Annotated in this window: 12 protein-coding genes and 1 pseudogene; 6 read left to right on the top strand and 7 right to left on the bottom strand. The window is 63.7% G+C overall.

Annotated elements, in window-relative coordinates:
* Window positions 1–36: 36 nt before the first annotated feature.
* Window positions 37–1,122, bottom strand: coding sequence for a S1C family serine protease (locus C437_RS08800; protein WP_004516588.1), 1,086 nt, complete (start codon window positions 1,120–1,122; stop codon window positions 37–39).
* 146 nt (window positions 1,123–1,268) lie between these two features.
* Between C437_RS08800 and C437_RS08795 the strand changes: the two genes are divergently transcribed.
* Both C437_RS08795 and C437_RS08790 read left to right on the top strand, forming a co-directional pair.
* Complete coding sequence (locus C437_RS08795; RefSeq protein WP_004516587.1) at window positions 1,269–1,532, top strand: hypothetical protein; 264 nt, start codon at window positions 1,269–1,271, stop codon at window positions 1,530–1,532.
* A gap of 139 nt (window positions 1,533–1,671) precedes the next feature.
* Window positions 1,672–4,251, top strand: coding sequence for a heavy metal translocating P-type ATPase (locus C437_RS08790; RefSeq protein ID WP_004516586.1), 2,580 nt, complete (start codon window positions 1,672–1,674; stop codon window positions 4,249–4,251).
* Here the strand turns inward: C437_RS08790 and C437_RS08785 are convergent.
* Window positions 4,248–5,447, bottom strand: coding sequence for an ABC transporter substrate-binding protein (locus C437_RS08785; protein ID WP_004516585.1), 1,200 nt, complete (start codon window positions 5,445–5,447; stop codon window positions 4,248–4,250). The genes C437_RS08790 and C437_RS08785 overlap by 4 nt on opposite strands.
* 253 nt (window positions 5,448–5,700) lie before the next feature.
* Here C437_RS08785 and C437_RS08780 point away from each other — a divergent pair, with 253 nt between their 5' ends.
* Window positions 5,701–6,420 carry a metal-dependent hydrolase gene (locus C437_RS08780; RefSeq protein ID WP_004516584.1) on the top strand — a complete coding sequence of 240 codons (720 nt, stop codon included), beginning with the start codon at window positions 5,701–5,703 and terminating at the stop codon, window positions 6,418–6,420.
* On the opposite strand, the gene C437_RS08775 is transcribed toward C437_RS08780, so the two are convergent.
* Window positions 6,417–7,769, bottom strand: coding sequence for an ATP-binding protein (locus C437_RS08775; protein ID WP_004516583.1), 1,353 nt, complete (start codon window positions 7,767–7,769; stop codon window positions 6,417–6,419). The two genes, C437_RS08780 and C437_RS08775, sit on opposite strands and share 4 nt — an antisense overlap.
* Before the next feature lie 327 nt (window positions 7,770–8,096).
* On the opposite strand from C437_RS08775, the gene C437_RS08770 reads away from it, so the two are divergent.
* The gene (locus C437_RS08770) at window positions 8,097–8,339 is read left to right on the top strand and encodes a hypothetical protein (RefSeq protein ID WP_004516582.1); all 243 of its coding nucleotides are present in this window, start codon (window positions 8,097–8,099) and stop codon (window positions 8,337–8,339) included.
* Window positions 8,340–8,393: 54 nt separating this feature from the next.
* Here the strand turns inward: C437_RS08770 and ilvD are convergent, their stop codons facing one another.
* Window positions 8,394–10,121 (bottom strand): dihydroxy-acid dehydratase, encoded by a 1,728-nt coding sequence (ilvD, locus tag C437_RS08765; RefSeq protein ID WP_004516581.1) that lies wholly within the window; start codon window positions 10,119–10,121, stop codon window positions 8,394–8,396.
* 121 nt (window positions 10,122–10,242) lie between these two features.
* Here ilvD and C437_RS08760 point away from each other — a divergent pair, with 121 nt between their 5' ends.
* Together C437_RS08760 and C437_RS08755 are read left to right on the top strand one after the other, a co-directional pair.
* Window positions 10,243–11,208: a beta-ribofuranosylaminobenzene 5'-phosphate synthase family protein gene (locus C437_RS08760; protein WP_004516580.1), complete on the top strand. Its 966-nt coding sequence runs from the start codon at window positions 10,243–10,245 to the stop codon at window positions 11,206–11,208.
* Between the two features lie 102 nt (window positions 11,209–11,310).
* Complete coding sequence (locus C437_RS08755; RefSeq protein ID WP_004516579.1) at window positions 11,311–12,414, top strand: NADH:flavin oxidoreductase/NADH oxidase; 1,104 nt, start codon at window positions 11,311–11,313, stop codon at window positions 12,412–12,414.
* 6 nt (window positions 12,415–12,420) lie between these two features.
* Here C437_RS08755 and C437_RS08750 read toward each other — a convergent pair whose 3' ends face one another.
* The 3 genes and pseudogenes from C437_RS08750 to C437_RS21190 all read right to left on the bottom strand — a co-directional run.
* A complete protein-coding gene (locus C437_RS08750; protein ID WP_004516578.1) occupies window positions 12,421–13,431 on the bottom strand; it encodes a DUF368 domain-containing protein in 1,011 nt (336 codons plus the stop codon).
* 103 nt (window positions 13,432–13,534) lie between these two features.
* The gene (locus tag C437_RS08745) at window positions 13,535–13,786 is read right to left on the bottom strand and encodes a DUF7127 family protein (protein WP_004516577.1); all 252 of its coding nucleotides are present in this window, start codon (window positions 13,784–13,786) and stop codon (window positions 13,535–13,537) included.
* 89 nt (window positions 13,787–13,875) lie between these two features.
* Window positions 13,876–14,523, bottom strand: a pseudogene (locus C437_RS21190) (phosphoribosylamine--glycine ligase); the annotation flags it as partial.
* Between the last annotated feature and the right edge of the window lie 180 nt (window positions 14,524–14,703).

Genomic DNA, 14,703 nt, shown 5'->3' with positions numbered 1-14,703 from the left:
TCAAACGCGGCTATCAGATTCGGCCGGCTACGTTCGTCATGGCTCCGGACGCGAACCGAGCGTGAGTTCGACCGTCTCCTGCATCCCGTCGCGCTCGACCAGTACGTCGACTGTCTCACCGGGACTGGTTTCCAGCGCGAGGAAGCTTCCGAGCGCTTGACGCGTCGGCGTCGGCGTGTCGCCCATCTGCCTGACTACGTCACCGCCAGTGGGAATCGCCGTCCCCGAAATCATCGTCTCCCCGTCACTTCCCTGCAGAACGCCCGCTGCCGGACCGCCGTCGAGGATGCTGTCGATGTACACGCCTGACGCGGGGTCTAAGTCGTTGGCCTCTGCGAGTCGTGGCGACACGCTCCGGAGTCCAACACCCATATACGAGTGGTCGTAGTTGCCGCTCTGGATGAGCGACGGGACGACACGCTGGGTCAGCGGGGCCGAGATAGCGAATGCGACGTTGTCGCCGCCGCCCGAATTGATCACACCGACTACGTCGCCGTCAAGCGTGACCAGCGGTCCGCCGCTGTTGCCCGGGTTGACTGGTGCGTCGGTCTGGACCGCGTCTGCGATAGAGAAGTTGTTGGCGCTCTGGAGCGTGCGGTCGACACCGCTGACGATGCCCGCAGACACTGACCCGGACAGGCCGAAGGGGTTCCCGATAGCGACGACTTCGGTTCCGACAGTGGGTTCAGTCTCGACAAACGAGAGCGGTGTCACGTCCGGCGTCGCGCCGACACGAAGGACCGCTAGGTCGCTGTACACGTCTGCACCGACGACGGAGGCGGAGCGCCAGCCGGTGTCCGCGAAGCGGACATAGTACTCGTCCCCGCCCTCGACGACGTGTTCGTTCGTGACGATGTGTTCGTCGTCGACGAGGAAACCGCTCCCCTGCCCACCACGGGAGTCCTCGGCGTACACTCTGATCGAGACGACAGCATCGGCGACCTCTTGGTACACGTCGGTGTAGACACTGTCTGACTGTGCGACTGCGTCGGCTGACCCTGACTGGTTTCCACTGTCACTGCCGGAGTTGCTGTCTGTCCCAGGACTCTGACAGCCGGCTGTGGCCGCGACGGCTGTCCCGAGGGCCCCTAACATCGCCCGGCGAGTGAGAGACTGTTTCATACTGGTGCGTAGGTCTGTGCTCCGAAAAAGGCACGGTCAGAGCCCGTTATCACGACCGAACCGCGTGACTGCTGTGCGCTGTGGCTTTCAGTTCGACCCGGAGAGCGGGCACAAACTACAATCGTCCCGATAGCATACGGGGGCGCATGGCAGAGGATTCATCGGGAACGAACACGCCGACACCGGGGTTCGTCTTGCCCGGACTGCGCTGTGGTGTCGAGATGGCACTCGTCGGGACAATCGTGTTGCTCATCGGCCTCCCGACTGAGGAACCGATACGGCTGGGAATCGTCTTCCTGTCGGCGCTACTGGCGATGACTGTCGTACTGTTCTGGGCAGTCGGTCGACATATACGGCGCTGGATCCGGTACGCACAGGGGAAACCGACGCGGACGACACCGTTCGATTGAGGGTGGCGGCTAGCAATGCCGGCGACACGGCGATATTGGCTGGGTTAATAATTGACACGGTACTATTTATTAGCAAATCCCACTCTGAGGGGGAACTTTAGCAGCTGAATTAATAAGATAGGGTAGCCTAGCACCGGTAATGACGGAGTCCGACAGCTGTTCGGACGGTGGTGCGTGTGCCGGTGCGAGTAACGACGGTTCTCCGACAGCGTCGGCCGGAGAGCGGACGAGGCAGGTCGCACAGCTGTCCGTTCCGGAGATGGACTGTCCCTCCTGTGCGGGAAAAGTGGAGTCGAGCGTCCGCGAACTGGCGGGCGTCGAAGCTATCGACCCGCAGGTAGCGACGGGTCGGCTCACCGTCGAGTACGACGAAGCCGAGACGGAGTTAGCTGCAATCAGGGACCGCGTCGAAGCGGCGGGCTACACCGTTACAGATGACGGCGGCGAGACGCTGCGGCTCAGCGTCCACGAGATGGACTGTGCCTCCTGTGCCGGGAAGGTCGAAACCGCGCTCGGCCGAGCCAACGGCATCAGAAGCGCCGAAACACGCCCGACTACTGGGACGGTCGTTGTCACGTATGACCGGAACGCGACGACGGCGGCGGACCTCGTGACGGCTATCGAGAGCGCCGGGTACGAGGTCACGGAGACGATGGGTGAAGACGAGACGGCGACCGGCCAGACGGACGAGAATGGCTCGCTCTGGACCAGTTCGCGGGCGCTGAAGACGTGGGTCAGCGGCCTTTTCGTGGCCTTCGGCCTCCTCTTCGAGTTCTTGGTGCGCGGTGCGAACGCGCAGGTTGGAACCGTTCTCGGGTCGCCGCTGCACATCGCCGACGTCCTGTTCCTCATCGCTGTGGCCACCGGTGGGCAGGAAATCCTGCGTGGCGGCTACTACTCCCTGAAAAGCAAGAATCTGGACATCGACCTGCTGATGTCTATCGCCATTCTGGGCGCGCTCACCGCCAGCCTGGCCTTCGGCGAGGCGCTATACTTCGAGGCCGCGACACTTGCGTTCCTGTTCAGCGTCGCGGAGCTGCTGGAACGGTACTCGATGGACCGCGCGCGGAACTCGCTGGCGGAGCTGATGGACCTCTCGCCCGACGAGGCGACGGTGCTGCGGGACGGCGAGGAGACGACGGTCCCCGTCGACGAGGTGCAGGTCGGTGACACCGTCGTCATCAGGCCCGGCGAGAAGATTCCGATGGACGGTGCGGTCATCGACGGGACCAGCGCCGTCAACCAGGCACCGATCACCGGCGAGAGCGTTCCGGTCGACAAGACCGACGGTGACGAGGTGTACGCCGGGACAATCAACGAGGAGGGGTATCTGGAAGTGCAGGTCACGGCGGCAGCCAGCGACAACACGCTCTCGCGTATCGTCCAGATGGTCGAGGATGCCCAGTCGAACAAGACCGAGCGCGAGCAGTTCGTCGAGCGTTTCTCGTCGTACTACACGCCGGTCGTCGTCGCCTTTGCCGTTCTGGTAACGCTGACGAGTCCTGCCGTGTTCGGCGTGGCGTGGTCGACTGCCGTCGTGTACGGGCTGACCCTCCTCGTCCTCGCCTGCCCCTGCGCGTTCGTCATTTCGACACCCGTCTCGGTCGTCTCGGGTATCACCAGCGCGGCGAAGAACGGCGTCCTCATCAAGGGCGGCAACCATCTCGAAGCGATGGGCGCGGTTGACGTGGTGGCCTTCGACAAGACGGGCACGCTGACGAAAGGCGAACTCACCGTCACCGACGTGGTTCCGCTGAACGGGAACACCGAAGAGCAAGTCCTGCGGTGTGCTCGCGGGCTCGAACAGCGTAGCGAACACCCCATCGGCGAGGCCATCGTCGCCAGAGCGGGGACTGCCGGCGTCGAGAGCGCCGAAGTCGACGACTTCGAGAGCATCACCGGTAAGGGCGTTCGGGCGGACCTCGACGGGACGCCCCACTACGCCGGCAAACCGGGGCTGTTCGACGACCTCGGATTCGACCTCTCGCACGTCCATGCGACCACTGATGGCGGCGTCGTCACCAAGACGGCCCAGCAAATCTGTGAGCGTAACAACTGCCTGGACCTGCTTGCGGACACGGTGCCGGAACTCCAGGCCGAGGGGAAGACCGTCGTCATCGTCGGGACAGAAGACGAGATCGAGGGCATCGTCGCCGTCGCCGACGAGGTGCGACCGGAGGCGAAAGCCGCTGTTTCCCGGCTCCGTGACTTGGGCGTCGAGCGGACAGTGATGCTCACCGGCGACAACGAACGCACTGCGGGGGCTATTGCTCGGGAAGTGGGTGTCGACGACTACCGGGCGGAACTCCTGCCCGACGAGAAGGTGGCGGCCATCGACGACCTCGTGGACGAGTACGACGGGGTTGCCATGGTCGGCGACGGTATCAACGACGCCCCGGCACTGGCGAGCGCCACCGTCGGCGTCGCAATGGGAGCCGCCGGCACAGACACGGCCCTCGAAACGGCCGACATCGCGCTGATGAGCGACGACCTCTCGAAGCTCCCGTACCTGTACGAACTGGCGAACGACGCCAACAGCGTCATCCGGCAGAACATCTGGGCCAGCCTCGCGGTCAAGGCCGGCCTCGCGCTTGCCGTCCCGTTCGGTCTCGTCCCTATCTGGGTCGCCGTGCTCGCGGGTGATGCCGGCATGACGACGGCCGTGACCGGAAACGCGATGCGGCTCTCGCGGGTCCGGCCGGAGAGCGGCGACGGTTAGATATCACCGGCGCGAATGTCCGCGATTCGCTGGCGGTCATACAGCATCTCTTCCTCGTCGAACTCGTCCGGGAACAGCTGCTTTGCGGCGCGTTCTGTCTTTGAGAGGTTGAGAATCGGGCCCTGATACATCCCGCCAGCCGGATACACAGCGCCGTTCTGCACGGCAGTGAGCCGGCTTGCCGTGTCGTGGTCCTGCAGAAACGCGAGGTACGTGTCCTCGAACGCCGCATCGGTACGATGGGTATCCGTGTACAGCATCAGCACCTCCGGATCGATCTCAAGAAGCGGCTCGTAGTCGATCGTCCCCCGGTCGGACGTGAAGCTCTGGATCTCACTCCCGGCGAGTGCGTCGCTCACACCCAGATCGCGCCAGTGCTTGTACGCCGTCCGGTCCCCGAGCCGGTACGGATAGAACGTCTCCGGCTCAGTCGACCCCGGTGACAGGAGCGCGATTTCCGGCCGCTGGTCTTCCGGGGGAAGCCGTCCCTGCAATCGACCGAGGAACTCTTCGTGGAGATTCGAGAGGGCCCGGAACCGGTCCTGTCGCTGGAACACCGCTGCTACCTTCTCGGTCGCTTCGTACAGGCTGTAGTACGGATAGTCCTCGTGCCAGGAGTACGTCGAGAAACTGGTGTTCCCACAGAACGGGCCGACGCGTTCGTGCATCTCCTCGACATCTGATCGGTCCCAGTTCGGGATGAGATTCACCATGTAGTTGGGGTCGATGAAGTGAACACCAGCGTCGATTTCGAGTAGCCGCTCCTTCGAAATACCGTCCTGCCACAGTGAAGTCATATCGCCTTTCGACGGCGAAAGTCCCGGCACGTCCTCGTAATGCCACGTACGGTACTCTCCGGTGAGAACAACTGCACTGGGTTTGGTCAGGCCGAGTGCGACGCCCATGTCGGCCCAACTGGCGTTTTCTGCGACCCACGTCTGTGGAACTGTCTCGAACGTCACCTCCCCCACTGGTTCGACGGTGACGCGGTAGGACCTGTCCGTGGCCGTCGCGTCGGCCGGTTCGGATTCCGTTGCTGTTGTTGTGTCCGTTCCCGTGGCGGTCCCCGACTCCGACGGGTCTGGGCTGCTGCTTCCCGTACATCCAGACAGCAGTCCACCAGCGACGACCGTACCGCCACAGGCGACATATTCCCGTCGTGTCAGCCCTGACTGGTCATTTGAGTTACTCGCCATGTATTTAGGCTAGCCTAAAAATCATAAAACGGTTTTGGTTCCCGTCCCCAGAGCGTTTCCCATCGAAGCGCGGCTACCGGTCGAGCCTGTGCAGTTAAACGAGCAGACAGAAAATGTTCTGAAAGACTTTTCGGATACCCGTCATGGCTGATTGCTGCCAGCGATGATCGGTGGGGAGCGGCCGCTCGATTGGACACTACAGAGCCAGTCCACTGTAATATTAAGTAGACGCCGCGAGTAGCGTGCATCCGGTATGGAACTCACATGGCATGGCCACTCGACGTGGCACGTGACAGTCGACGACACCGAGTTGCTCATCGACCCGTTTTTCGATAACCCACACACAGACACCGACCCAGAGGAACTGGACCCGGACTACGTGTTGTTGACCCACGGCCACGCCGACCACATCGGCGACGTGGACCGCTACGAGGGCAGCGGGCTCGTGGCCACGCCCGAAATCGTCGAGTACTGCGAGGACAACTTCGGCGATTTCGACGCCGTCGGCGGCATGGGGATGAACCTCGGCGGCACCGTCGAAATCGACGACGCCTTTGTCACGATGCACCGGGCCGACCACACGAACGGCATGGATACCAGCTACGGGACGAGCGGCGGGATGCCGGGCGGGTTCATCATCTCGGACACGAAGCCGACACAGGTCAGTGACGAGGAGTCGACGACGTTCTACCACGCCGGCGATACCGGTCTCATGACGGAGATGCGCGACGTCATCGGGCCGTTCCTCGAACCGGACGCCGCGGCGGTGCCGGTCGGCGACCACTTCACCATGGGACCGATGCAGGCCGCCATCGCCGTCGACTGGCTGGACGTCGACCACGCGTTCCCGATGCACTACGACACGTTCCCGCCAATCGAAATCGATACGCAAGACTTCGTCAACGAGGTCGCGGGCACCGGCAGTGACGCCGAGGTCCACGTCCTCGACGGCGACGAGACATTCGAGCTTTAATCCGGTCGCTCCACGTCGGTCACGGTAAACCGCGCGCCGCCGTCCTCGCTGTCATCGACGGACAGCGACCAGCCGTGCTCTTTTGCGATCCGGTTGGCGATGTAGAGGCCGAACCCGCTGTTTTGCTTCTCTGATGCGTAGCCCGCTTCAAACACCCGTTCCGGCGGCGAAACGGTGACGCCGGGCCCATCATCTGCGACGAAAAACCCCGAGGACGTGGCCCCGACGCGAATCGCAACGTCCGGCCCGCCGTGTTCGACAGCGTTCGAGAGTAGTATCTCGAGAAACAGGCGCATCGACTCCGGGTCCGCCAGCAGTCGCCTATCCGATGTCACTTCGAGCGACGCGGCTTCGAGCGATAGCGAACTCCATACGTCCCAGACAACCGTCGAGAGCCACTGCTTCTCGGGTTCGAACTCCGGCGAGTCGCTCGACGCCAGCGAGACGACCTTATCGACAATACTGGAGAGTCGGTCGATGGACTGCTCCACAGCGCTAACGTGCTCGTCGTCGGCTTCGATCTGCGAGAGGTGGCCGGTCGACACCTGAAGTTCGTTTCGGAGTTCGTGTGCGGCCAGCAGCGCCACTTTCCGGAGGCGTTCGTTCTGCTGTCTGAGGAGCCGCTCGCGCTCTTTCTGGTCGGTGACATCCTGCGTAATACCGATGAGACCGGCCAGCTCATCGGTTTCGTCGTACCAGGGTACCTTCGACGTTCGAAGGTGTTTCCCCATCGACGGCGAGAACTCGTGGATGTCGAGGATATCGGTCCCGTCGTTGATGACCTGCAAGTCGTCACCGCGTGCCGCATCCAGATACGTCGCCCCGGCGGGGAGCCCGTCTTCGTCCCGCCGACCGAGTAGTTCTGGGGGCGCGTATGAGGCATCGTTGAGCAACAGATAGTGCCTGTCAGTGTCTTTTACATACAGGTGTTCGGAGTTCCGCTCGAACATCGTTGCGAGAATCGTCTCCGGCCGGGACGCCGGCCGCGCAGCCATCGTCTCACTGTTTTCGAGTGTCTCACCGATTGTGGCTGCCAGCTCCGGCGACCCGAGGTCGTCGTCGGCGACCGTCCGAATATGTTCTCCATGGTCCGCCTCACTACCGTACATGATTACTGGGAGGTCCGGGTAGAGACCGGTGGCCGCCTCCGCCAGATGTCCGCCTGCCATGCCCTCACACGTCACCGGAACGACGAGGCAGTCAGCCGCAGTACGTAGCAGTGTCGTATCGACGCATTCGGGCTCTGTCGTGTCGACCGTGGCGTCGATTGCGGCCTGTTCGAGTGCCGCCTGTAACCGCTTTCCGGTAGCAGGCTCGGCGGCGATGAGGAGGACGGTCGGCGGGGACATCGACACGCCCGTAGTTTGTACTGAGATTGTAAATAGGTTTAGTAGTCATGATAAAAATAAAATAGGACCTAATAGCGGGACAAGGCCGTCCGACTCATATTAGCCATTGCTGTCCGCAGCGGACAGTCGTCGTCTGAATCCTCCCGCTGAATGGCCCAAGTGGCCGCGATAACGCAATGACACAGCACGGTGCCTATCTTCCGCGCAGGGAACTGTGCGGTGATAGCCGATAGAGCGTGCCGTCGATGGGAACGGCCCATAGCCGCGAATGACACTCAGTTGAAATAATTCACAACATCCGAGTATCCGGGCGGCGTATGGACGGGTGTGTCCGAAACGTACGTGTGTGCACGGTGCCAGGCCGGCGTCGAGCGGGACTTCGAGGTTCGCTCGATAATCAAGACCTGCGACGACTGTGGCGAGAACGGACGGTTCCTCCACAGGTCGCTGGTCGAGTCGCTCGCTGAGATCGCTACGGAGAACCGGCCTGACGGCTGGGAGCAGATGACGCTTGACGAGCGGTTCGAAGCGGCGCTGAAAGAAGGGCTTATCACGGTCACACGGACGTGAGTCCACGATTCCGTCAGGACTGGCCCTGCGAGCCGAGGCTGTGACTGGTTCGACTCAGTCCCACTTCGCGCCGGGGTTCGTCACTGCACCGTTGGCGGCGGAGCCGAAGTCGCTGTGGTACTTCGCCAGCACGCCGCTGTCGTAGGTCGGTTCGGGGTCGTAATCTTCGAGGCGCTGTGCCATCTCGTCCTCGCTGAGATCGACCGACAGTTCGTGGTTGTCGATGTCGATGGTGATGGTGTCGCCGTCCTCCAGGGCGGCGATGGGGCCGCCGACGAACGCCTCGGGAGCGACGTGGCCGATGGAAAAGCCGCGAGTCGCGCCGGAGAACCGGCCGTCGGTAAACAGCGCCACGTCCTCGGCGTGGCCCTGGCCGGCGACGGCCGAGGTCACGCCCAGCATCTCGCGCATGCCGGGGCCGCCCTGTGGTCCCTCGTTGCGGATACAGATCACGTCGCCGGATTCGACGTGGCCTTCCTGCACGTACTCCATAGCTCCTTCCTCCTGCTCGAATACGCGGACCGGCCCTTCGTGGTGGAGGTGGTCTTCGCCGGTTATCTTGATAACTGCGCCGTCGGGCGCGAGGTTCCCGGAGAGGATGCGGATAGCGCCGCGCTCGTGGATGGGGTCCTCGACTGTGTAGAGATAGTCCACGTCGAGCTCCGCGACCGTGGGCGGATTGATCTGTTCGAGCTCCTCCGCGATTGTGTTGCCTGTGACCGTGAGCGCGTCACCGTGGAGCAGGCCGGCGTCGTTCAGCGCCTTCAGGACGACTGGGACACCACCGACTTCGTGGAGGTCGTTCATGACCCGCTCGCCGCCGGGCTGGAGGTCAGCGATCTTGGGCGTCCGGGCGCTTATCTCGTTGAACGTCTCGATGTCGAGGTCGATGCCGGCCTCCGCCGCGAGCGCGAGCAGGTGGAGGACGGCGTTGGTCGATCCGCCGACCGCGACCTGCAGGGCGATAGCATTCTCGAAGGATTCGCGGGTGAGGAAATCGGAGGGGCGGCGGCGTTCCTGAACCACCTCGACGGCGAGTTCGCCGGCCCGACGGGCCTCCTCGTAGCGGGACTCGTGTTCGGCTGGCGGGGAGGCCGACCCCAGCGGTGCAAAGCCGAGCGCTTCGGAGATAGAGGCCATCGTGTTCGCGGTGAACATCCCACCACAGGAGCCCGCACCGGGGCAGGCGTGGCGTTCCATCTCGTCGAGTTCGCCCTCGGTCATCTCGCCGTCGGCGACCGCGCCGACGCCCTCGAAGACGTTCTGAATAGTGACCTCGCGGCCGTCGTGCTCGCCGGGCATGATGGAGCCGCCGTAGAGGAAGACGCTGGGCAGGTCCGTCCGGATGGCGGCCATCATCATGCCGGGCATGTTCTTGTCACAGCCGCCGATAGTGACGATGCCGTCCATGCGCTCGCCGAAGGTGACAAGTTCGACTGAGTCGGCGATTATCTCACGGGAGATAAGCGACGCTTTCATCCCTTCGGTTCCCATCGAGATGGCGTCGGAGATGGTGATCGTTCCGAACTCTATCGGCATCCCTTCCGTGTCGTCGATACCCTCGTAGGCAGCGTCAGCCACGTCGTCTAAGTGGACGTTACACGGCGTGATGTCGGCGGCGGGGTTCGCGACGCCGATCATCGGCGAGGAGAGGTCCTCGTCGTCATAGCCCATCGCGCGGAACATCGCGCGGTGGGGAGCTTTCTCGTATCCCTCCGTCACCTCGGTACTCCGCAGGTCCGGGTCTTTTTCCGGACGTTCTTGCCGCTCCTGATTGCTCATATTTCACCGAGGCCATGGGCAACCTTAAATAACTTGTACTCGCGCTAACGACCCACACAGAAGCACGGCGAAACCCACCGGTGACAGCAGGTTCTTTTCTGTCGGGAACCTCCGCTGCGGTATGCCGACGGTCACGACCGCTGCGCGACTCCATTTCGGGTTTCAGAACCTCTCACTCGCTCACGAGCGCCTCTACGGCGGCGTCGGGCTTGCGCTTGACGAGCCGCGGCTGACCGTCGAGGCGACACGGGCCGACAGAGTCCAGTGTGACGACCCGGCGACCGAGCCGTACGTCCGGCGCGTGGTCGACGCGCTTGATGTACCCGGCGCTGCTGTCTCTGTCGACGAGCGCTTCCCGCGACACGTCGGGCTCGGCAGCGGCACACAGCTCTCGCTCGCGACGCTCATCGCCATCGTGCGGGCCTACGAACGGACCGCCGACGCACGGACATACGCGCCACAACTGGGACGGGGCGGCCGGAGCGGCGTCGGGGTGGCGGCGTTCGAGTCGGGCGGGTTCATCGTCGACGGCGGCCACCCAACCGAGCGGTTTACAGCCGAACCACCGGCGGAGGGTGACTGGGACGTGCCGCCGGTGCTGGCGCATCACGACGTGCCCGCACACTGGCGCTTCGTCGTCGTCGTGCCGGACACCGACCCGGGTCAGAGCGGAGACGCGGAGGACCAGAGCATGCGGCAAGCCGTCGAGCGCGCTGACCCCGGCATCGCCGACCAGATTTCGACGTTACTGACCCGCCGAGTCCTCCCTGCGATTGCGACGAGAGACCATAGCGACTTCGGGCAGGCCGCGGCACGACTGGGCCGACTCAACGGCGCGTGGTACGCTGACGAGCAGGGTGGCGTCTACCGCCCGCCCGCTGGCGAACTCGTCGACTCGCTATCGAGCGCACCGGTCATCTCCGGGGCCGGCCAGAGCTCGTGGGGTCCTACCGTCTGGGGTCTGACGACGGCAGACTACGAGTCTGAGGCCCGCGAAGCAGGCGTACTGGCGCTCGATGCGGCCGGCGTTGAGGGAACGGTCCGCGTCGTCGCACCCCGGAACACCGGTGCCTCGCTGACCGAGTAGCCGAAGCGGAACAGCGGGGCGACTCGATGCGAGCCGCTGGCAGTAACGACGACTCTTGCAGCCGCCATTGTGGTTATCCGTCTCGACGGCAAACCACCGCCGATGACTGCACTGTTCTCACCGCTGGAACTCCGCGAGACGACAGTCCCGAATCGCGTCATGGTTTCTCCGATGTGCCAGTACTCTTGCGAGGCCGGCGACGGCCTTGCTACCGACTGGCACCGCACGCATCTGGGCTCTCGTGCCGTTGGCGGCGCGGGGTTGGTCATGACAGAGGCGACCGCCGTCGAAGCTCGCGGACGCATCTCTCCGGAGGATCTGGGCATCTGGAGCGACGAGCACGCGGCGGCGCTCGACCCGATTACGGAGTTCATCAGCGAACAGGGCAGCGTGCCCGGCATCCAGTTGGCCCACGCCGGGCGGAAGGCCTCGATTGAACGACCGTGGGATGGGCACGACCCGCTCCAGCCCGACGACGGCGGCTGGGACGTCGTCGGACCGAGCGACAACCCGTGGCCGTACGAAGACGACGAGGCCCCGCCGACAGCGGCGCTTGATCAGGACGGCATCGAGGACGTTATCGATTCGTTCTGTGCCGCCGCCGAGCGCGCACTCGACGCCGGCTTCGAGGTCGCGGAGGTCCATGCCGCCCATGGCTACCTCTTGCATCAGTTCCTCTCGCCAGTGACGAACCACCGCGAAGACGACTACGGCGGCGACTTCGAGGGGCGCACGCGGCTAACACGGAAGGTAACCGCCGCCGTCCGTGACCTCTGGCCCGACGACAAGCCGGTGTTCGTCCGGATCTCGGCGACAGACTGGCTCCCCGACCGCGACGCATTGACCGTCGAGGACTCCGTGCGCCTCTCGGACCGACTCGCCGACATCGGTGCGGACTTCATCGACGTGAGCGGCGGCGGCATCCACCCCCAGTCCCGGCCGGAGTACGCCGGCCCGAACTACCAGCTTCGATATGCTGAGCGGATTCGCGAGGCAACCGAATCGGACATCGCCGTCGGCGCTGTCGGCGGCATCACGACGCCCGAACAGGCCGAAGCCGTCATCGCCAACGACCGGGCCGACATGGCTATTGTCGGCCGCGAACACCTCCGGGACCCGTACTTCACGATGACTGCTGCGAAAGAACTCGACGCGACCGACGGAATCGAAGGGCCGCCGCAGTACCGTCGCGCCTGGGGGTTCTGAACCGGATTAGACCTTATCGAGGTCGAGGTCGACGGCGTACCAGTCGAGGACGAGCAAGAAAACCGCGCCGACGGCACCAGCGGCGACGAACGCGATGAGTACGTCCGTCGAAAAACCTACATTTTCCTGAACTTCCACGACAGGGGCGCGTAGTGCGCCGACGACGAGGGCGACGAGGAAAGCCAGTGTCGCCCGGCGGTTGTAATCAAGCGCACGACGGACGACGCGGGCGATGGTGAACAGGCCGACAAGGCCGCCGAGGATGAACGTCACGACCGGCACGGCGGTCGTGGTCACGTCTTCGGCTGGCCCGCCGGTGGCAAGCGCGATGAGCGCGTCCACGAATTCGGTGAGTGCCGTCGACATCCTGTCGTACTGGCCGAGGATGATGAGTAGCAGTGACCCCGAAATGCCGGGCAGAATCATTGCACTAACACCGATCATGCCGGCGATGAAGACGAACACGAGACCACCGCCGTCGGCCGCGGTGTTCGACACACCGGAGACGTAGAACGCGAGCAGGAAGCCGACGACCCCAGTCCCGATCTGGACCGGTGAGTCGACCGTGAGACTGCGCAGTAACACCAGCGCCGAGGCGGCGATGAGTCCGAAGAAGAACCCAAAGAGGAGTTCCGGCGTCTCTTTGCTGGCGATAGTGACGATTCGAGTCACGATGACGACGGCGGTTGCGACACCGCCGACCAGCGCGAGCAGGAACCAAATATCTATTTCGAGGAGTTCGGAGAACGCGCTACGGACATCGACGCCGCCGTCAACGGGAACGAGCGCGCGAACGAACCGAATTATACGGCCCGGGGTGACGGCGGTAATCGCGGCGATGAGTCGCTCGTAGACCCCGGCGATAAGCGCGATTGTTCCGCCGGAGACACCGGGGACGCCGTCCGCGCTGCCCATACAGAGGCCGATGAGAAACGTTCGAATCCACGCACGAAGCGGCGGCACCGAGCCCCAAATCGTTGACAGAGCGCTCGGGTCCCGGTCGGGATCGGTGGTCATCACTGAACGCTTCCAGCATCACGCCCAAATCCCTTGTGGAGTTACATCGTGTTGTGTGGTTGTCACAACAGCGGGTATGGTTAAAAAGGAGTCCGCGACAGCGCTAGCTTCGCTGCGAGAGCGTGAGCACGCCGTTCCTGAGTGTCTGGACTGCCCCGGCGGCCGGCAGCTCGATGTCGAACTCCGTCTGGAGGTGCGGGGCGTCGACGGCAACGATGGCTTCCGTTCCGATGACGTCGACTGTCACGTGGTCGTCGCTAACCTGAAGCGAGCCAAGGTCGACAGCGACCGTCCAGCTGTCGTCGTGGTCGGTGTGCGAGACGTGTAGCGGCGACCGCTCAGTTTGTGCGTCCATTCGTCACCCATGAGTATGTGTTACATACATAAAGGTCCCCGTTCGGCGCGTGCCAAAAGAGATACGCCAGACAATACAGCGATCTGCCATTACACGGCCGGGCTGAGATACCCCCATGCCTGCAATCTGTCGCCGTCGCCGTCGATCCACCGTTCGCCGATGTCGTCGCGGTAGTAGCAGTTCGGGATCAGGATGCCATCGACGCGCTTGTAGGCCTGCTCTCGCGCCGCTTGCATCGTTTCGCCCTTGCCTGTGACGACCAGCGGCATCCCGCTTTCGCCAGCCACCCGCCACTGGCCGTCGGCTGCCGCTCCCGGTTCGCTGCTTTCGCCGGTCGCGCGTTCCGCGTCCGCAACGGGCACGCGCTTCGCGTCCTCGATGTGGATGCCATCGCGGCTGTCGGACTCGAAGACGACCGCGGCGTTGCGGGAGTTCTCGTCGTAGGTTTGCTCGTCGTCGAACGGGAACGGCGGGAGGACGACCCGAACCGCGACCTGATACCCACGATGGACCGCCAAGTCCGGGTCGCGCCCGTTCGCCAGGTCGAGGAAGAACTGCCCCGTTCCAGATTCGAAGGACTCCTCTTGCAACGTGATTGTGGGATATCCGAACCGCGGTGTGAACTCCAGTGGATAGATACCACTGTCGTTGACGATACAGTTGATGTCGATGCTGCCGACGTGCCCCTCGTCGGCGAGCCAGCCCTCCAGCCTACCGAGCGTCTCCGTGAACAGTTCCCGCCAACGATGGCGTGACCCTCGACTCGGAGTTCCTGTGCGATTTCGCCGGTGCCGATGTCGCTGCCGACCCAGATGTCGTCGAAGATAACGACATCGGCCCAGTCGAGGTCCCCGCGCCAGTCGTCTGTTTTCGGGACGAACCCGTCAGCGATCTCCTGATCGCTGGCGGCTTCGATG

Source organism: Haloarcula vallismortis ATCC 29715, from assembly GCF_000337775.1.
Classification (GTDB): Archaea; Halobacteriota; Halobacteria; order Halobacteriales; family Haloarculaceae; genus Haloarcula; species Haloarcula vallismortis.
Note: the sequence above shows the minus strand (reverse complement) of the source record. Positions and strands in the feature narration are given on the sequence as shown.